This is a genomic window from Streptomyces sp. NPDC033180 (assembly GCF_055577645.1).
Map to the genome: position 1 here is coordinate 559,407 of NZ_JBVIPU010000002.1, position 15,664 is coordinate 575,070.

Below are 15,664 nucleotides of genomic sequence, written 5' to 3' on the forward strand. Positions count from 1 at the left end.
GTGCTGCTCAAGGACTACGACCAGCACGGCCGTGCGTGGGACCTCGACCCCCGCACGGGGCACCTCTCGCCCGCGTCCGGCCGCTGCCACGGTTTCGCCCACGCGGGCGGGGAGGCGGCAGCGGCGCTGTACGCGGACCCCGCCGACGAGGAGCCGGTTCTCTGGCTCCAGTACGGCCGACGCCGCTGGAACTGCGCCGCGGTGACGGCCCATCAGTCAAACGGCCCGGACGGCACCCGCCGCTTCACCGTCGAGGACGCGCGGGGCACGGCCTTCCTCGAACTCCTCCACCCCGCACCGGATCCCGGCCCCTTCGACCCGACGTACGACTGGATGGACGCGGAGGCGGACGACTTCTTCCTCTGGGCGGCGGGACGCCTGACGGACACGGACGCAGCGTCACGTACCGCACTCCTGGCGCACTTCCGGACCGGTTTCCTCCCTGCCTGAGGTCACAAATCACCTATCCGAGCGATGAGTTGACGCCTCCCGCGGAGTCTTCACTCACACAAGGAGAAACCGATCAAGACCGGGCCGCGCACGAGGTTCGCGACCCCCACCCGGAGGTACACATGTGCGCCCACCAGCCCCCGTGCCCGCTCGCGGACAGCCCCGACCACCTCGCGGCACGGATCGCCTCCGCCCATCCCGAACAGGGCTGGAGCCTGCTGTGCAACGGCACGATCGTTTTCGACGACTCAAAGATTCGATAAAAACTCCTTTACCTACCTTACGCTGAGCTACTGGGCTCGCGCCGAATACACCCAGGTCAGAGCGGTTTACAGTCGCTAACCGGGGCCCTTGAGCGATCTTGGCCCAATTTACGGAAATCGCTACTCGATGTAACCGCGTTCAGCGCCTGTTCCGCAGGTCGTTCGAGGCACCCCAGCCGCCCGGGTCGTCCAGGGTGGAGCCGTCGATGACCCGCCCGAGCGCCGCGACCTGTCGCCGGGCCCGGAGTTCGCGCGGCCATGTGGCCAGGGCTGCGGCCTCAGGGTCAGCCGGGGCGGGGTCGGGTGCAGGGGTGCGCCAGCGCGCACGGGCCTGTTCCAGCTCGGTGGACAGCTCCGCCACGCGCTCCAATTCAGGAGCCTCCAGGGAGAGTTCGGCGGTCAGCTCGGCCCGGATGGTGCGCCTAGTCCTCATCGTCGTCCTCCTCGTCGAGCAGGGCACGGGCACGGTCCAGTACGGTGTCCGCGTCGTCCGGTACACGGTCGCTGCGGCCCGGCGGCAGGGCGGCCACCGTGGGCGGTCGCTGAGGCTCCACCGCGACCACTCGGTACCGCAGGCCATCCGGCCCGTCGATGTACAGGGTGCCGTCCTCGTTGTACGGGGTGGCCGGGGCTGCCAGCGGAGGCAGGGGCTCCGGCGGGGTGAACGTGCCACTGTCCAGGGCCTTGAGCCGGGCTGAGGCGGCCTCCAGTGCGTACTGCCGCCGGTCGGGCGGCAGGTTGATGGCCGCGAACCCGGCCATGACCGCCTCCACGACCTCCGTACTCTCCTCGTCGATGCGGTGTTCCAGGGAAACGGTCAGGGCCTCGGGGGCATCGGCCCCGTGCAGCTTGCGCCGGGACTCGTTGAGCCCACGCAGGGTGTTGATCGCCTTGAGCCGGGTGTCCGGGTCATCGGTCGCGACGTACTGCGCCTGGGCCTTGCGCCACAGATCGTCCAGCTCGGCATCCCGAACGGCAACCATGCTGCCCACCACCGGTCCGAGGTGGTCGGCGATGCGCTGCTCGATGATCGTGTGGACGCGCCCGGGGCTCAGGTTGACCTCCTTGGCGATCTGCCGCTCGGTGAGCCCGCGCACCTTGAGCTTGAAGATCTTCTCGTCACGCTCGGCGGTGGCGGCCCGGCGGCGGCGGAGCTGTGGTGGTGCACCCATGCGCTTGCCCTTCTGTGCTTGGTCGTATGAGGCGGGTGGGGCCTATGCGGCGAGCACGTCGGCCAGCTCGCACAGGACGTTCATGGCGCTGTCGCATGCCTGCTCGGCGGCAGCCGTCCAGGCGGCGTGCGCCCGGGTGTACCGGACCGCCCGGGGACGGTGCGGTCCGGTACGGCCGGGGGCCCGGACGGTGCACGGACGGCCCACCGGAGCCCCGCACCACCGGCACGCGAAGTCCTCCGGCCGGGGTGCCGGGACCCGGGCGGCGAACCGGCTCCGGGCCTCGGCACAGGCGTCCGTGAGGACGGTGGGGGCGGGGGCGGTCATGACCCGGGCTCCGTTCGTGGGATGCGGACCTCGGAGGTCCCTTCGATCTCCGTCACAGGAGAGGCGAAGTTGTTGGCCAGTTGCTCCAGGAACAGCTCCGCCTCCCGCCACTGAGTGATCCAGCCCTGGCCGTACCGGCCATCCAAGGCAGCACTGAGGGCCCGGCTGCACGGTGCCTTGTGGGACACGTACAGGGGCGACCTCTGCCCGGAGTCGACGTTCACGCGCCACTCGACGTTGCCGGAGCGCTCCACGGTCTTCCGGCACACGTCGCACACCAGGGCTGGACAGAACAGATCTTCCATCCCGTTGGGGTGCCTGATGACTTCCACCATTTCGATCATGATCAATTCCCTTCGGCGGACCGGGCTGTTCGGGCTGTTTCTTCCCCACTGTGTGTAGTTGAGAGGCTCAGAGAGGTCGGTCTCTACTCCCTCAGCTAGGAGAGGTAGGTCCGGAACAGCCCGAACCGCCCGCCGTACTACGCGAATGGGTCGATAGCGCCCTTCCGGGTCACGTTAAGCCCTCGGGAGCGGGCTGTTCCTACCCGCGCCTCGGCCACCCCCGGGCAGTTTCGGAGCCGGTCCATGAGGGTCTTTCGGCCCATGAACCGCCCGCCGTTGTCCTCGGCCCACTTCTTGAACAGCCCGTGGAGTTCGTTCGCCGTCATCCCGGCGCCGGGTCGCGTGGTGGTAGTCAGCTCCTCGTCGAACCACTGGCGTACGCGGTCCGAGCGGGATTCGAACTCCGCCTGCACGTCGGCCTGCGTCACGCCGTACCGGCCGCCACGCACGTTCATCCGCTGCCAGGCCCGCACCCACCGCACGAGGACGCCCGGCAGCTCGTCGTGCATCTTGCGTTCGATCTCGGGGTTCTCCCGGCCCGCGAACGACAGCCCGAACTTGAACGGCTTCACGCGCTCGGTGTATGCCCGGCTCGACTCGCTCACCTGCGGCAGCTCGTTGGCGCTGAAGGCGAACAGGGCCCGGTTGGTGAACTGGAACATGGCCCCGTGCTTCCGGTCGGCGGAGATCACGTCCTCACCGGTGAGCATCTTGAACAGGGAGGTGTCCTGCACGTCCTTGCCGGACAGGTCGGCCGCCGCGTTGAGGATCTTGCCGTAGATGTTCGCTGCCACGAACCGGTTCTCGCTGAGCTGGTGCAGCGTGACGGCAGAGATGTTGTCCTCGCCCGCCATGGCCTCCATCAGTCGCAGGAAGGTCGACTTGCCTGAACGGCTCGGGCCGTACAGGAACAGCGCCTTGGGCGGCGTCCGCGACGGGTCGAGCATCGTGCTGGCGACCTCTTCAAGGTCGTCGACCTGGTCCGGGCACACCTCGTTCAGCCACGCCTCATATGCCGGGCACAGTGCCTCAGGGTCCCAGGTGACGGGGAGTTGAGCCGTCGACAGGTAGTCGGGACTGTGCTCCGTCCACTTATCCGTGGCGAGGTTGAGCATGCCGTTCGCGAGGTTCACGATCGGCTCGGCGGCGTGCGCCGGGAGCTTGCGCCCCTGCTGGTACAGCTTGGCTTTGACGACCTGTTCCGCCGCTGAGAGGTGGGCGGGGCGGTGCTGCTCGCCCAGCCGCTCCGAGACGGCCGCCGCGAACCCCAGGCCGTCGATGCGGTACACGCCGTCCTGGTACAGGGCTACGCGCTCCTCCGCCGTCAGGGCGGCCGGGTGCTCGTTCAGTACGGCCTTGGCCAGGGTGTCGACCAGCAGCGAGCCGGATGCGTCGAAGTACCTCGACTTGCGCTGTGAAGGCCGCTTGGGCAGCCTCGGTGCGGCGGCCTTGACGATCCGCCGCAGGTACGGCGTGCGCTTGTCCTCCGGTCGCCGGGCCATCACGTCGTCCAGCCCGTCAGTGCCCCGGGCCCCGGCGAGCTTGACCAGCTTGACCGTGTCCGCACCCTCCGCCGTGAGCGCCTCCCACAGACCTTCGGCTGCGTCCCAGACGTGATGGTTGGTCGTCACATCCTTGTCGAACAGCAGGACCACGTCCTGCCCTTCGGCCCACAGCAGGTCGGCGCCGGACCATCCCCAGCAGCCGTTGAGCCCGATCACGCCCCACTCAGCCGGGGCCGACAGGACCGCCTGGCGGGACTGGAGGCAGCCCTCCACCACGAGCGTCGGGTGCCCCGGCTGCGCCGCCCGGAAGTGCCACAGCATCGGCTCAGCGCCGGACTGGTTGACGTACTTCACCGGCTCGCCGTCCTCGTTGTGACGGGCTCGTCCGGCCGGACGACGCACGACACCCGGCCGTCCAGATCCTGCGCCGTGAAGATCATTCCTCGGCTGCGGACCAGCGCCCGGGGAGTGTCCGGCGGCAGGTCGCCCATGTCCCACAGCGAGCGAATGCCCAGCTCGGCCGTGCACTCCAGGGGAATTCCCGACCGCTCCAGCTTGGCCCGACTGGCAGCCGTGAACGGGTTAGACGAATTACCCGAACCGGCTGAGGTATTTCCGGCCTGCGAATGGGTAACCTGGTCAGTGACGTTGGTCGCGTCGTTCTCTGCGTGGGGGCCCTTGTCCTGAGGGCCCCTTACGTATGCATTCATTCCGCCGCACCCCCCGCAGGGACGAGCAGCGTGCGCAGCTTGGCTATGTGATCGTCGGTCAGCTCGGGTGCGCGGTCGACGACCTGTTTTACGTAGGAGCCGAGGGAATTCCGGGCCGCCGCTCCTTTGCGGGCGCGCTCTTGGCGTACCTCGGGCGACGGCGGGTTCTTGAGGACGTACTTCCTCTTCATCGTGGAGGCCTCACAGGACAGGTGCTCTGTCCGTGCCCCTCACGGTTGTGCGGCCGGGTTCCTCGGCGACCGTTCCCCTCCCCGAAATTCCGGGGCCGCTACAAATGTAGCGCGCTTGATTCCATTCACCTAATGTGCAGTTCAGAGGCTCCATTTCGATTTAGGCAAATGATTACCCGAGGGTCGGGGCCGACTAATCATGCGATTAAATAGAGGGCCTGCCCCTGATCACTCGGCCGGAGGGACAGTAGGGGCAGACCCATTTCTCATGCTACAACTCGGTTAACAAACCCGACCCCGCTGCATAAGGGGCGCATTCATGGAATCCATATCCGTTGCCGAGGCGGCTCAGCGGCTTTCCCTCTCCTCCGTCGCCGCGTACGAGGCGATGCACGCCGGGCGACTCGTGCAGGTGCCCGGCTCCGCTCCGGCCCGGGTGACGGCCGACTCCGTACAGCGCATGGCCGCCGACCGCCGAGCCGCAGCCGTCCGGCGCCGCAGCGACCTGTGTTCTCTCGCCCGTCATGTGGCCGGGCTGCTGCGGCCTGAGCCTGCTCATGCGACAGCCGCGCTCCAGACGTACCTGCTGCCCACCGGCCGGGACGCGCTCAAGCTGCTGCCCGCCGACGCGTTCGCGATCTTCGGGCGTGACGTCCTGGAGGCGGCGGCGAGCCGGGACAGGCTCCGCAGGGGTGGCGGCTGCCCGACATGCCACGCGCACCTGAGCGCCAGGGTTCACCAGACGCACGAGCCCAGGGACGAGGCCGCGTACAAGATCCTGCTCGGTCAGCCGTGCGCCGAAGACGTGACCCGCTGGCGAGCCGACGCCGAGAACCGGCGCCGAGCGGCTGCCAGTCTCCGGCTGGCCGAGACCACCAAGCGCCAGCAGGCCCAACGCGAACGCGCCCGGCTGGAGTTCAGTGCGGCAGAGGAGGCCGTCAGGGTGGCCGTCTCCCGCCGTACAGATGCCGCCCACCGGGTTGCCACACTCGACCCCCGGGTCGCCCGGGAGGCGGCAGCTCAGGCACGCCAGCGCGCAGGGTTCACGGCCTCCGGAGACCTGCCGTGCGGGTGCACGGCGGACACCTACTGCCGTACGCACGCCGCCGCGTTCGGCACCTACGACCGGCGGGCGGCCCGGTCGTGAGCGCCCGGTACCAGTGGCCGCCGGGCGACACCCTGAAGCCGCACGAGCGGATCCTGTCCTTTCTGCGGGACAACGGCTCGTCCGGCGTCACGGCCTCCACGGTGGGCGTGCTGATCGGCATGGCCACTAGCCAGGCCCAGTTCAAACTGGAGGCGCTGGCCCGCCGGGGCCGGGCCGTCCGCGACGGGGACCGCTACCGGGCCACTCCAACTGAGGAGCGAGCAGGAGGAGTTAACCGTGGAACAGCCTGAACAGATCGTCGCCGCCGGACGCGACGCCATCGCCGAGATCCAGCAGGCATCGGATGAGGCGGTGGCGGCCGTCGTGCGTGTGATCGAACGCGAGACCGGCGTCACCCTCACCGTCCCGGCCACCCCGTCGGTGATGGACGCGACGCGCGCACAGCTCGCCGCCGCCGACGCCCGCGCACAGCACGCCGTGGCCGCCATGGACACCGTCCTGCGACGGTGGACGTGGGGCGACGCCCACACGCTCGGAGAGCTGATGCCCACCCTCCCCGAGGATGTCCGCGAGCAGGTGGCCGATCACCTCGTGCGGGCAGGCCTGAGCTGATGGGCGGCGGGGTCGACGGAGTCAGCCCGTTCCTGCGCGCCAAGGCCCTGCGTCACATCCGGACCAACCCCGGCCGCACGGCCGACGAGCTGATGGCGATGCTGTCGGTGTACGACCGCAGCTGGTTCGGCCGCATCCTGCTCTCGCTGCGCCGGACGTGCCAGGTTCGTGTGGACGGCAACGGCCGCATCTGGGTCCCCTGAGCTGGGGCGACTCGTTGCCGGCTCGGATTAGCTAAATGACTCCGGGGGCGAGCCAAGGATCGGCAGACTTCGGTGCATGACACTCGCCGACTGGCTCAAGTTCACGCCCGGCTGGCTGGCCTTCGCATGGACACTGGGCACCGGGGCCCGCAAGGTCTGGCTGCGCCGCCACCAAGTCGCCCTCGGCCCCGCAGCCGAAGAGTTGCGCGCAGCCCTGGAAGCCGCCCGGACACGCTTCGAAGACATCATCTCGGCCAAGGGCCGTCGGGCCGACTGGTTCCAGGATGAGGAGCGACGCGAGACCGACCGGAGGATTGAAGGCCTAGCAGAGCGCCTCAAGGACGAAAAGCTGCGCTCCACGCTGAACGGCGTCATTGCAGCATGGCGCGTTGCCGTCGACGCGGCACCGCCACGACGCCTCATCGGCGGGTACATAGAGGACTACCCCACAACCAAGGACCAGCAGGAACAGCGTGAAGATCAAGAACGGTTTGACCGACAGGTTCCAGCTGCTCAAGCGGGCACGTCGGACGCGCAGTCGGCACTGCGCCGCCTCAACAAGCTGGAACGCAGGATCCACGGCCGGAGCTAGCTGCCCTGACGGCGGTAGTACTCGGTCACATCCGGCTCGTTGTCCAGCCAGTGCTGGCACACCGCCCTCCAGTGGATACGCGGGCTGAGATCGTTCTTCAGGTAGACCTCAGCCACGAGGTCGCGGTCACACCACTTCTTGCCGTGGGCGCTGCACTTGGTGTCGTCGCGCTGCGGCTGCGGCGTCTTCCACCGCTTGATCTCCACGATGTCGGACTTCATGACCGGGCAGCGTAGACGCACGGAGCCCCGCCGGGGGGGGGCTCACCTACTCAGCCGGAGCCCGCACCGGTGTCAGCCCGTCGTCAGTGGGACGGCTGTTGTCCGTCGGCCTGTCGTCAGCCCGACTGAAACGAGCCCTGACCTAGGTATCTCCTGGCGATCATGCGGCTGACGTCAGCCGGGTGTCAGGCCGGGCACCGAAGAGCCCCGAGCGCTGGCCGCTCGGGGCTCGGCAAGGGGATGTCAGGCGCTGTGACCTATGCGCGGGCCAAGGACGGGGTCGTCTGGCGCGGGCGGTGAGGAGCAGGCCGCAGAGTCGGCACAGACGATGATGCGGACGTCAGCGGCGGACGCACGGGGGATCCAATGGACGATGCCGTCGGTGGTCCAGCGTCCGCAGTGGGCACAGGTGCCGTGGACGTGGTGGGTGTCCATGTCCCACCGGGGCGGGCTCACCGAGCGCTCCCACGGGCGGCGCAGCGCGGGCACTGGCACGGCGGATACGCGAGGGAATACACGGGCTCATCCGCTGGCAGCAGATGGACTGCCGACCGGACGGGCGTGCGCTCGCCCGTGTCCGGGTTGATCCGGTAGACCCGCAGAGTCAGGCCAGGATGCATGGTCTTACTGTCTGTAGTCGTCACGTAACTCACCATCGCGCCCACCCGTCACAGGGCGCGGCGGCGAGGGAGGCGTCATTCCGGCGACGCAGGGGGCGTCAAACCGGTGTCATTACCCAGGGCGCGCGGGTAGCGTGACACGTATGAGCACACCGAACAGCGCACTGCGTGCCGTGCGACTCGGCATGGTGATGAGCCAGGACGACTTTGCCCGTGCGGTCCGTGAGGCGGGACAGCATGCGGGCCAGCCCAACGACGCCAACAAGCGACTCGTTCAGCGATGGGAGAGCGGGGAGACGGCCGCACCCCGGCCGGTGTACGCGCGGGCCCTGGAGGTAGTGACCGGCCTGCCGATCGAGTCGCTGGGGTTCGGGTCTCCGGTGCAGATGCGGGTGGCGGACGACGGCCACGGCGGTCACGACGTGGAGGACAGCCCCACCGGCACGCCCCGGCCCAACGGCGCCCCCACCCCGCAGACCACACCCCGGGGCAACTACTCCGGCATCTGGCTGAGCACGTACGAGTACTTCAGCTCCGGCCGGGACACGAGCTTTACGGGCAAGCACTACGTGGTGCTGCTCCAGCACGGCAACCGGCTGACGGGCCGCAGCCTGCCGCTGGGGTCGCTCAACCCGGACAGTCCGCTCACCCTGGACCTCCAGGTGGAGGGCAACATCGTGACCGGGACGTGGAACGAGCAGACCGCCAGCGACGGGTACTACCGGGGGGCAAGATACTTCGGTGCGTTGCAGATGCTGGTGGAGCCGACTGGCCGCCGGATGGCCGGTAAGTGGGTCGGGTTCGGCAAGGAGTTCGACGTGAACACTGGGCCGTGGGAGCTGAAGTTCCAGGACGCCGACACCAGCAAGGCCACGATCAACAGCTACAACCGGGCGCCCGAATGACCGAGCCCGCACAGCACTGAGCCCGGCGGGGCAAGATCACCAGCCGGGCTCGGTGCTGTACGGGTGGGCCGAGGGCCTCCCATTGTCAGCGGCAACTGTCACAATCCCGTGCATGAGTGATGAGCTGGCGTCGCCCGACATGTCCCTGGCCCTCGACGCTCCGCAGAACGCTCCCCTGGCGAGCGAGTGGCTGCTCGGCACGAGCGCCGTACTCGCGTACCACCTCGGGAAGACCGATACGGCGCGGATGATCGCCGACGTCTCCTCAGTTGAAGTCCGGCTCTGGAACACGGAGTACGACCAAGAGGGCTACCGGATCGTGCTCGTGGTGGAGCCGAGCATCTACCCCACATACAACGACGCAGAGTTGGAGGGCATCGCCGAGGTAATGCGCGACGTGCTGTGGGGGTCGGGTAAGTCCGTTGACGAGCTTGTCGCCCGGCCCTCGATCCCCAGCCTCGGTCCCGACTGGCGCAGGCAGGTGAAGACTGCCGACGGCCCGAAGCCGAGCAACCAGGGTCGCAGGCAGCAGCTCAAACCCAATCACCCGGTAGAGGATCAGCTCCGGTTCACCAACGAGTGGGAGCTGGACGTGTACCGGGTGCTCAAAGCGCGACAGGCGTCACTGCCGGACACCGAGACCATCGGGATAATGCCCTTGGGCGGCATGCGGGTTCGTGAGTGGACCTTCGAGCCCGACCTGTTGATCACGTATCGCGGGTACGCCGGAGTGATCGAGGTCGATGGGCCGCAGCACAAGGGGCACGCGGGTTACGACCACAGCCGCACTCGCCTGTTCCTGCACTCGGGCGTCAAGGTTGTCGATCGGCTGAACGTGCAGGAAGTGAAGAACCTGGCGGAGGTGGAGAAATTCGTGGACGGCTTCCTCGCTCAGCTCAACCGGTAGACAGCACGGAGCCCGGCCGGTGATGCTGCCCGGCCGGGCTCCGTCGTGTGCGGGGTAGGTAACGCTGCCCCCGTCCAGTCGATGCGTACCGACTCGGGGTTGAAGTACTTCGATCCGGGAGCCCACCCCGCCGTCCGGCCGGACGCCGCAGGCAGGATCGTCACCACGGCCAGTACGCCGATGAACTCACGCCGCTGCTCCAGGCTGTACACCGACCGCCACCAGGCCAGCGCATCGTCCGGGTCGGTCTTGTGTCGGCGGACCAGCTCCGGCAGGTCGATACGGCCGAGCGCCCCGCGCGGTTCACGGGCGGCGGCCGAGGCGGAGACGGCTTCAGCAATCTGCCGCTCGACCGCCGTGATCTTCTCCTTGATCCTCCGGGCTGCCGACCTGTACTCAACCGGGTCGGCTTCGTCGTCATCGGCGAACACGTCGGCCAGGCCCCTGAGGCGGGTACTGAGCGCCGCATGACGGGCATTCAGTTGTTCGGTGGACTGTGCCGCCGGGGCGGGTGTGGCAGGTGGCCAGAACGGATCATGTGCCGCTTCCCAGACCAGGTGGGCGAGGACGGTGCGCTCCACGTGGCCGTCCACAGCAAGGACGTTCCTCGACACGTGCCCGCCCGTTCCGCCGGAGCTGTGTAGACCAACCCGTTGCGGGTGCGTCCCCGGCCGGTTGTGGTGGTCGTGCCGGTGCAGACGCCACACAGGTACAGCCCTCCGCCCAAGTACCTGCGGGCCGGACCGGGCGACGTGCGGCGCGTCGGATTCTTGAGGATGGCCCGGCAGATTCGCCAGGTCTCCTCATCCACGATGGCGGGCCACGCCCCCTTGCCCGTGATCTCTCCGGCGACCTCCATGAGACCGGCGTTCCGGGGCCGGACCAGCAGCTTGAGGAAGGTCGTCTCCGTCCAGTCGCCGGGGGTCGGCTCGGTGCGGGTGCCGTCTGGCAGACGCTTGCGGCGGGGCGGGGTGCGTACGCCTGCGGCATGCCACTTCCGCAGCTCGGATCGCTTGGTGGCACCCTCGGCTATTGCGCGCGTGGCCGCTTCCATGTGCCAGGCTTCCGAGCCAGGGGCGTTGACTGGCTGCGCGTCGCAACCCTCGGGGCAAGCGACCGTCACGGCCACGATGCTGTCGCCGTCCTCTTCGCGATGCACCGTGATCACAAAGCCCTCGGTGGCTCCGCAGTCGGGGCAGACCAGGGAGCGCGGGGTGACGCCGTCGGCCTCGTACCCGAAGGGACGGCCGCCGCCCCGGTACGTGCCATCACGGACGTTGTCCTTCTTGGCGTCGGCTACGCGCTCGCCGATCTCCTCGGACTCCTCCTGCGCGTCGATCGCCTTGCGCCGGGCGATGCCCCGGCCCTCGGCGGTGTTCATGTTGATCGCCCCGCCCTTGGTGAACTCAACGGCGATGTCCTGTTCCTGGATCAGATCGAGCAGCACGAACGCGTTGCGGTAGTTGCGGTTCAGCCGCTTGTCCGACACGGCCAGGACCGCGTTCGCCGTGCCCTCCTGGAGCATGGTCAGCAACTGGTCGTAGCCGGGCCGCTTCTTGCTGCCGGTGCCGGTGATGTCGTTGTCGACCAGCACGGTGACGACGTGCCAGCCACGCCGGTCAGCCAGCCGTCGGCAGTGTGCTTCCTGCCGGTCGACACCGAACTCGCGGCCCTCGCGGTCGGAGCTGATACGGCAGTAGATGACCGCGCGGCGTGGTTGCTTGGTGGGTTTCATCGGGTGCCCCCTCTAGGACTCGCTTCAAGCGTCGCCCTAGAGGGGGTCTACCCGGATTCCCGACGACACCGGCGAACTGTTGCCGGACGGCCGGGTGGTGGCTGTGACCAGGACGCCGGCGATGGCGGCCTGAGCGCGCGGCCAGGGCGCGCAGGAGGTCACCTCACGGCGTGATCGCGCCCAGCAACGCCCTCGCGCACAGGTCGCGCACCTGTGCGCGCGGCAGCAGCTCCGGCTTCTCCAGCCACTCCAGGCAGACGGTCACCATGAAGGCGAGCCAGCCGCGCACGGCAAGGCGCAGGGTGGGAAGGTCGTGAGGAGTGGACGCCGCCTCGGGGTCCGCGGCCAGGGCTTGAAGGATCTGGTCCTCGTGGGCCGCGAGTCCTTCCCGGTAGATCCTGCGGGCCGTGGCGTCGCCCGTCTCCTCCGCCCGGTGGAACGCGCGAAAGCCCTCGGCGTGCGACTCGACGTACGCCAGGAACGTCTCGAGGCCCGTGCCGATCTGGTCGCGGACCGGGACTCCGGGCACGGCCGCCGTCAGGCGCAGCATCCTGTGGCTCTCGCGCTGCACCACGGCGGCGAAGAAGTCGCTCTTGGTCGGGAAATAGTGGTACAGCAGGCCGCGTGAGACGCCCGCGATCTCCGCCACCCGCTCGACCCACACGTCGTCGTACGGATTCTGGGCGAAGAGCCGCGCCCCCGCCTGGAGCAGCTGCTCCCTGCGCTCCTCGGTGCTGAGTCTGCGGCGCGTGCGCTCCTGTGGGTTCGCGGCCATGGGAGCACCTTACTTGACGTGGATTCAACAGCGGGCCCAGACTGGAACACCTTATTGAATCCGCGTACAACAGGCTCAACGGGTCTGCGGCACAAGGGAGATGGCACACATGGCTCAGGTGTCGCAGACATCGCAGGCGGCGAAGGGTCCGGAGACTCCCGCCAAAGGCTTTCGCAGCGCCGAGCTCGGGTGGCCGCGCCTCGACCTCATCCCGCATCCACCGCGCCGCCTGCCCCTGGTCGGTGACATCCTGGGCGCCAACGTCCGTACACCGGTGCAGGATTCGATGCGCATCGGCAGCGCTCTGGGGCCCATATTCCGCCGCAAGGCGTTCGGCAAGGAGATCGTCTTCGTCTGGGGCGCCGGGCTCGCGGCCGAACTGGCCGACGAGTCGCGCTTCGCCAAACACGTGGGCCTGGGGGTCGCCAACCTGCGGCCGGTGGCCGGTGACGGCCTGTTCACCGCGTACAACCACGAGCCCAACTGGCAGCTGGCGCACGACATACTCGCCCCGGGCTTCAGCCGGGACGCGATGGCCGGCTACCACCCCCTGATGCTGGATGTCGCCCGGCAGTTGACCGCCCGCTGGGACGCGAGCGAGGAGGCAGGCCGGTCCGTGGACGTGCCCGGCGACATGACGAAGCTGACCCTGGAGACGATCGCCCGCACCGGTTTCGGGCATGACTTCGGCTCCTTCGAGCGGACCAGGCCGCATCCCTTCGTGTCGGCCATGGTCGGCACGCTCTCCTACGCCCAGCGCCGCAACGTCGTACCGCCCGCGCTCGCCCCGCTGCTGCTGCGCGGCGCCACCCGGCGCAACGCCGCCGACATCGCCTACCTCAACCGCACCGTCGACGACGTGGTCGCAGCCCGCCGCGCCGCGCCCGGTCCGGGCGACGGCGATCTGCTCGACCGGATGCTGGAGGTCGCCCACCCCGACACCGGCGAGCGGCTCTCCGCCGAGAACATCCGCCGCCAGGTCATCACCTTCCTGGTCGCTGGGCACGAGACGACCTCGGGCGCCCTGTCCTTCGCGTTGCACTATCTCGCGCGCTCCCCCGAAGTCCTGGCCCGTGCCCAGGCGGAGGTCGACGAGATATGGGGCGACGCCGAAGAGCCCGCGTACGAGCAGGTCGCCAAGCTCCGCTATCTGCGGCGCGTCCTCGACGAGTCGCTGCGGCTGTGGCCGACCGCGCCCGGCTTCTCGCGCCAGGCCCGGCACGACACGACGATCGGCGGCGTGCACCCGATGCGCGAGGGGGCGTGGGCGCTGGTCCTCGCCACGCTGCTGCACCGCGATCCGGCGGCCTGGGGCGAGCGCCCCGAGGAGTTCGATCCCGACCGGTTCGCCCCTTCGGCGGTACGCGCGCGGCCCGCCCATGTCTTCAAGCCTTTCGGCACGGGTGCGCGGTCCTGCATCGGCCGTCAGTTCGCGCTGCACGAGGCGACCTTGGTCCTCGGACTGCTCCTGCGCCGCTACGACCTGCACGCCGACCCCGGTTACCGCCTGCGGGTCGTCGAGCGCCTCACCCTCATGCCGGAGGGCCTCACTCTGCGGCTCACCCGCCGCGCCAGGGCCGCGTAGAGCTCGATTGTCAGACCCGTGCGCAAGAGTGGAGGGTCCACCGGTGCGAGCCACCGGTCCTTTCGATCCCGCGCAGAGGAGCTCTCGACATGACCAGCACGCCGACCCCGGAACTGGCCGCCGCCCAGGCCTGCTTGCGGCTGCTGCACACCGCACGTGCCGCACTGTCCGGCCCCTCACCGGCCGCGGCGGCCTCGCTCCTCGCCGGACCCATGGCGGAGGCGGACGAAGCACTGCGCCGCGCGGGCCTGACGGGCAACGAGGCCGCGCTCCTGAACAGGATCTACGACCTCGAGCCCGACCGCCCCGACCCCCGGGCGTGCCCCGCTTCGGCTAGTTCGGCTCCGTCGACTCCTTAGGCTGCTCGACCTCTTCGAACTCATCGGGCCGCGTCGACTTCTTCGGCTTCCAGGTGAACTTGTCGCCGCCCACCCAGCGCACCAGATCCGGGTCGTCCACGTCGTGTACGACGACACCCGCCTGAGCGGCCACCTCCAGGACGTCGACAAGTTCCCTGGCCTCGCCGACCACCTCGCCGTCGAGCTCCACGATGCGGAAGGGCGGTCGGCCGGGGTTGACGCCAAGGACCGTGATCCGAGGGTTCGCCATATAGAGGTACGCGCTTTCGGTCATGTCTGGAGGCTTCCACGCTCCGGCTCCGTCATGACCATCACGACCTGCCCGTTCGGCCGCTCGGGCTACGTACCGGTCGCCTCGGGGTGTCCGACGAGCCGCTCGGCCGCCGAGCGCGCGGAGGCGAGGGCCCCCTTGCGGTCCGCTCCGCGCTGCCCGAGGACGACCCGGGTGCTCAGGCCGTCGAGGAGAGCGAGAAGTTCTCCGGCGCGGCCCGCGGCGTCGTCCACGGCGAAGGCCTCCCGAGCCGCGCCCTGGGTGAGCAGGGCCTCCAGGTCCGCCTGCCAGCCGCGGTCCAGATCGTCCTGGGCCGTGCGGAGCGGTGCGTTCCCGCCGGCTCGCGCCCACAGCTCGATCCACAGCATCCAGCGGGGGTCGCGCGGCCCCTTGGGCAGGTACATCCGCAGGAAGCGGTCGAGCTTGCGAGCGGGCGCCGCCCGGCCTGCGAGCAGGGCACGCCGCTCCTCGGTGAGCGCGGCCTCGCTCCAGCTCAGCGCCTCCAGGAGCAGGCGGTCCTTGCTGCCGAAGTAGTACAGGATGTGGCCGCCGCTGGTGCCGAGGCGCTCGGCCAGCGCGGACATGGTGAGCGCGGCGAGGCCGTTCTCGGCGATCGCCGTCATGGCCTCCTCCAGCATCCGGTCCCGCGCGACCTGCCCGTCCCGCCGTCGTGCCACGCCTGCTCCCGTTCCGGTCCCCGCGTCCTGCTCCACCCGCCGACCCTATCCCCGGCGTCCACCGCGGATTTCCCGCAGGGTCTTGACGGCTCCCCGACCTGTGGCGCATTTTGAATGCCGTTCTAGGAAATA

23 protein-coding genes are annotated in these 15,664 nt (G+C 69.2%); 11 read left to right on the top strand and 12 right to left on the bottom strand.

Annotated features, from left to right (window positions below; all coding sequences use genetic code 11):
* Window positions 1-450, top strand: coding sequence for a hypothetical protein (locus tag ACZ5WE_RS09200; protein WP_467684266.1), 450 nt, complete (start codon window positions 1-3; stop codon window positions 448-450).
* A gap of 122 nt (window positions 451-572) precedes the next feature.
* Window positions 573-713, top strand: coding sequence for a DUF5999 family protein (locus ACZ5WE_RS09205; protein ID WP_467684264.1), 141 nt, complete (start codon window positions 573-575; stop codon window positions 711-713).
* Between the two features lie 139 nt (window positions 714-852).
* On the opposite strand, the gene ACZ5WE_RS09210 is transcribed toward ACZ5WE_RS09205, so the two are convergent.
* The 6 genes from ACZ5WE_RS09210 to ACZ5WE_RS09235 form a co-directional block, all read right to left on the bottom strand.
* Window positions 853-1,146, bottom strand: a complete 294-nt coding sequence (locus ACZ5WE_RS09210; protein ID WP_467684262.1) for a hypothetical protein — start codon at window positions 1,144-1,146, stop codon at window positions 853-855.
* Window positions 1,136-1,885, bottom strand: a complete 750-nt coding sequence (locus ACZ5WE_RS09215; RefSeq protein ID WP_467684261.1) for a hypothetical protein — start codon at window positions 1,883-1,885, stop codon at window positions 1,136-1,138. The genes ACZ5WE_RS09210 and ACZ5WE_RS09215 overlap by 11 nt, the downstream gene beginning before the upstream one ends.
* Before the next feature lie 42 nt (window positions 1,886-1,927).
* A complete protein-coding gene (locus ACZ5WE_RS09220; protein ID WP_467684259.1) occupies window positions 1,928-2,212 on the bottom strand; it encodes a zinc finger domain-containing protein in 285 nt (94 codons plus the stop codon).
* On the bottom strand, window positions 2,209-2,556 hold the full coding sequence (locus tag ACZ5WE_RS09225) for a hypothetical protein (protein WP_467684257.1): 348 nt from the start codon (window positions 2,554-2,556) through the stop codon (window positions 2,209-2,211). The genes ACZ5WE_RS09220 and ACZ5WE_RS09225 overlap by 4 nt, the downstream gene beginning before the upstream one ends.
* Before the next feature lie 137 nt (window positions 2,557-2,693).
* A complete protein-coding gene (locus ACZ5WE_RS09230; protein ID WP_467684255.1) occupies window positions 2,694-4,415 on the bottom strand; it encodes a phage/plasmid primase, P4 family in 1,722 nt (573 codons plus the stop codon).
* 352 nt (window positions 4,416-4,767) lie between these two features.
* A complete protein-coding gene (locus ACZ5WE_RS09235) occupies window positions 4,768-4,962 on the bottom strand; it encodes a hypothetical protein (RefSeq protein WP_467684254.1) in 195 nt (64 codons plus the stop codon).
* 319 nt (window positions 4,963-5,281) lie between these two features.
* Here ACZ5WE_RS09235 and ACZ5WE_RS09240 point away from each other — a divergent pair, with 319 nt between their 5' ends.
* The 5 genes from ACZ5WE_RS09240 to ACZ5WE_RS09260 all read left to right on the top strand — a co-directional run bounded on the left by ACZ5WE_RS09240 (window position 5,282) and on the right by ACZ5WE_RS09260 (window position 7,477).
* The gene (locus ACZ5WE_RS09240; RefSeq protein WP_467684252.1) at window positions 5,282-6,109 is read left to right on the top strand and encodes a hypothetical protein; all 828 of its coding nucleotides are present in this window, start codon (window positions 5,282-5,284) and stop codon (window positions 6,107-6,109) included.
* Entirely contained in the window at window positions 6,106-6,360 is a 255-nt protein-coding gene (locus ACZ5WE_RS09245) for a hypothetical protein (RefSeq protein ID WP_467684250.1), read from the top strand. The genes ACZ5WE_RS09240 and ACZ5WE_RS09245 overlap by 4 nt, the downstream gene beginning before the upstream one ends.
* Window positions 6,347-6,682 carry a hypothetical protein gene (locus tag ACZ5WE_RS09250; RefSeq protein ID WP_467684249.1) on the top strand — a complete coding sequence of 112 codons (336 nt, stop codon included), beginning with the start codon at window positions 6,347-6,349 and terminating at the stop codon, window positions 6,680-6,682. The genes ACZ5WE_RS09245 and ACZ5WE_RS09250 overlap by 14 nt, the downstream gene beginning before the upstream one ends.
* Window positions 6,682-6,885: a hypothetical protein gene (locus tag ACZ5WE_RS09255; RefSeq protein ID WP_467684247.1), complete on the top strand. Its 204-nt coding sequence runs from the start codon at window positions 6,682-6,684 to the stop codon at window positions 6,883-6,885. The genes ACZ5WE_RS09250 and ACZ5WE_RS09255 overlap by 1 nt, the downstream gene beginning before the upstream one ends.
* 76 nt (window positions 6,886-6,961) lie before the next feature.
* A complete protein-coding gene (locus ACZ5WE_RS09260; RefSeq protein ID WP_467684245.1) occupies window positions 6,962-7,477 on the top strand; it encodes a hypothetical protein in 516 nt (171 codons plus the stop codon).
* Here the strand turns inward: ACZ5WE_RS09260 and ACZ5WE_RS09265 are convergent.
* Window positions 7,474-7,698: a hypothetical protein gene (locus tag ACZ5WE_RS09265; RefSeq protein ID WP_467684244.1), complete on the bottom strand. Its 225-nt coding sequence runs from the start codon at window positions 7,696-7,698 to the stop codon at window positions 7,474-7,476. The two genes, ACZ5WE_RS09260 and ACZ5WE_RS09265, sit on opposite strands and share 4 nt — an antisense overlap.
* Window positions 7,699-8,461: 763 nt before the next feature.
* Here ACZ5WE_RS09265 and ACZ5WE_RS09270 point away from each other — a divergent pair.
* Both ACZ5WE_RS09270 and ACZ5WE_RS09275 read left to right on the top strand, forming a co-directional pair.
* Complete coding sequence (locus tag ACZ5WE_RS09270) at window positions 8,462-9,223, top strand: helix-turn-helix domain-containing protein (protein ID WP_467684242.1); 762 nt, start codon at window positions 8,462-8,464, stop codon at window positions 9,221-9,223.
* Window positions 9,224-9,335: 112 nt separating this feature from the next.
* Window positions 9,336-10,130 (top strand): DUF559 domain-containing protein, encoded by a 795-nt coding sequence (locus tag ACZ5WE_RS09275; RefSeq protein WP_467684240.1) that lies wholly within the window; start codon window positions 9,336-9,338, stop codon window positions 10,128-10,130.
* Here the strand turns inward: ACZ5WE_RS09275 and ACZ5WE_RS09280 are convergent.
* The 3 genes from ACZ5WE_RS09280 to ACZ5WE_RS09290 form a co-directional block, all read right to left on the bottom strand.
* Complete coding sequence (locus ACZ5WE_RS09280) at window positions 10,115-10,561, bottom strand: hypothetical protein (protein ID WP_467684239.1); 447 nt, start codon at window positions 10,559-10,561, stop codon at window positions 10,115-10,117. The two genes, ACZ5WE_RS09275 and ACZ5WE_RS09280, sit on opposite strands and share 16 nt — an antisense overlap.
* A 47-nt stretch (window positions 10,562-10,608) precedes the next feature.
* Window positions 10,609-11,865, bottom strand: a complete 1,257-nt coding sequence (locus tag ACZ5WE_RS09285) for a recombinase family protein (protein WP_467684237.1) — start codon at window positions 11,863-11,865, stop codon at window positions 10,609-10,611.
* 163 nt (window positions 11,866-12,028) lie between these two features.
* Window positions 12,029-12,640, bottom strand: coding sequence for a TetR/AcrR family transcriptional regulator (locus ACZ5WE_RS09290; protein WP_467684235.1), 612 nt, complete (start codon window positions 12,638-12,640; stop codon window positions 12,029-12,031).
* 109 nt (window positions 12,641-12,749) lie between these two features.
* Here ACZ5WE_RS09290 and ACZ5WE_RS09295 point away from each other — a divergent pair, with 109 nt between their 5' ends.
* Together ACZ5WE_RS09295 and ACZ5WE_RS09300 are read left to right on the top strand one after the other, a co-directional pair.
* Window positions 12,750-14,225: a cytochrome P450 gene (locus ACZ5WE_RS09295; protein ID WP_467684233.1), complete on the top strand. Its 1,476-nt coding sequence runs from the start codon at window positions 12,750-12,752 to the stop codon at window positions 14,223-14,225.
* A gap of 89 nt (window positions 14,226-14,314) precedes the next feature.
* The gene (locus tag ACZ5WE_RS09300) at window positions 14,315-14,584 is read left to right on the top strand and encodes a hypothetical protein (protein ID WP_467684231.1); all 270 of its coding nucleotides are present in this window, start codon (window positions 14,315-14,317) and stop codon (window positions 14,582-14,584) included.
* Here the strand turns inward: ACZ5WE_RS09300 and ACZ5WE_RS09305 are convergent.
* On the bottom strand, window positions 14,559-14,858 hold the full coding sequence (locus ACZ5WE_RS09305; RefSeq protein WP_467684230.1) for a hypothetical protein: 300 nt from the start codon (window positions 14,856-14,858) through the stop codon (window positions 14,559-14,561). The genes ACZ5WE_RS09300 and ACZ5WE_RS09305 overlap by 26 nt on opposite strands.
* Before the next feature lie 65 nt (window positions 14,859-14,923).
* Window positions 14,924-15,493: a TetR/AcrR family transcriptional regulator gene (locus ACZ5WE_RS09310; protein WP_467685159.1), complete on the bottom strand. Its 570-nt coding sequence runs from the start codon at window positions 15,491-15,493 to the stop codon at window positions 14,924-14,926.
* Window positions 15,494-15,664: the final 171 nt, after the last annotated feature.

Bases quoted from the DNA above. Each gene is read 5' to 3' on its own strand.
- ACZ5WE_RS09205 (WP_467684264.1), top strand. From the start codon at position 573: ATGTGCGCCCACCAGCCCCCGTGCCCGCTCGCGGACAGCCCCGACCAC.
- ACZ5WE_RS09210 (WP_467684262.1), bottom strand. From the start codon at position 1,146: ATGAGGACTAGGCGCACCATCCGGGCCGAGCTGACCGCCGAACTCTCC.
- ACZ5WE_RS09215 (WP_467684261.1), bottom strand. From the start codon at position 1,885: ATGGGTGCACCACCACAGCTCCGCCGCCGCCGGGCCGCCACCGCCGAG.
- ACZ5WE_RS09220 (WP_467684259.1), bottom strand. From the start codon at position 2,212: ATGACCGCCCCCGCCCCCACCGTCCTCACGGACGCCTGTGCCGAGGCC.
- ACZ5WE_RS09225 (WP_467684257.1), bottom strand. From the start codon at position 2,556: ATGATCGAAATGGTGGAAGTCATCAGGCACCCCAACGGGATGGAAGAT.
- ACZ5WE_RS09235 (WP_467684254.1), bottom strand. From the start codon at position 4,962: ATGAAGAGGAAGTACGTCCTCAAGAACCCGCCGTCGCCCGAGGTACGC.
- ACZ5WE_RS09240 (WP_467684252.1), top strand. From the start codon at position 5,282: ATGGAATCCATATCCGTTGCCGAGGCGGCTCAGCGGCTTTCCCTCTCC.
- ACZ5WE_RS09255 (WP_467684247.1), top strand. From the start codon at position 6,682: ATGGGCGGCGGGGTCGACGGAGTCAGCCCGTTCCTGCGCGCCAAGGCC.
- ACZ5WE_RS09260 (WP_467684245.1), top strand. From the start codon at position 6,962: ATGACACTCGCCGACTGGCTCAAGTTCACGCCCGGCTGGCTGGCCTTC.
- ACZ5WE_RS09265 (WP_467684244.1), bottom strand. From the start codon at position 7,698: ATGAAGTCCGACATCGTGGAGATCAAGCGGTGGAAGACGCCGCAGCCG.
- ACZ5WE_RS09270 (WP_467684242.1), top strand. From the start codon at position 8,462: ATGAGCACACCGAACAGCGCACTGCGTGCCGTGCGACTCGGCATGGTG.
- ACZ5WE_RS09275 (WP_467684240.1), top strand. From the start codon at position 9,336: ATGAGTGATGAGCTGGCGTCGCCCGACATGTCCCTGGCCCTCGACGCT.
- ACZ5WE_RS09285 (WP_467684237.1), bottom strand. From the start codon at position 11,865: ATGAAACCCACCAAGCAACCACGCCGCGCGGTCATCTACTGCCGTATC.
- ACZ5WE_RS09290 (WP_467684235.1), bottom strand. From the start codon at position 12,640: ATGGCCGCGAACCCACAGGAGCGCACGCGCCGCAGACTCAGCACCGAG.
- ACZ5WE_RS09295 (WP_467684233.1), top strand. From the start codon at position 12,750: ATGGCTCAGGTGTCGCAGACATCGCAGGCGGCGAAGGGTCCGGAGACT.
- ACZ5WE_RS09300 (WP_467684231.1), top strand. From the start codon at position 14,315: ATGACCAGCACGCCGACCCCGGAACTGGCCGCCGCCCAGGCCTGCTTG.
- ACZ5WE_RS09305 (WP_467684230.1), bottom strand. From the start codon at position 14,858: ATGACCGAAAGCGCGTACCTCTATATGGCGAACCCTCGGATCACGGTC.
- ACZ5WE_RS09310 (WP_467685159.1), bottom strand. From the start codon at position 15,493: ATGCTGGAGGAGGCCATGACGGCGATCGCCGAGAACGGCCTCGCCGCG.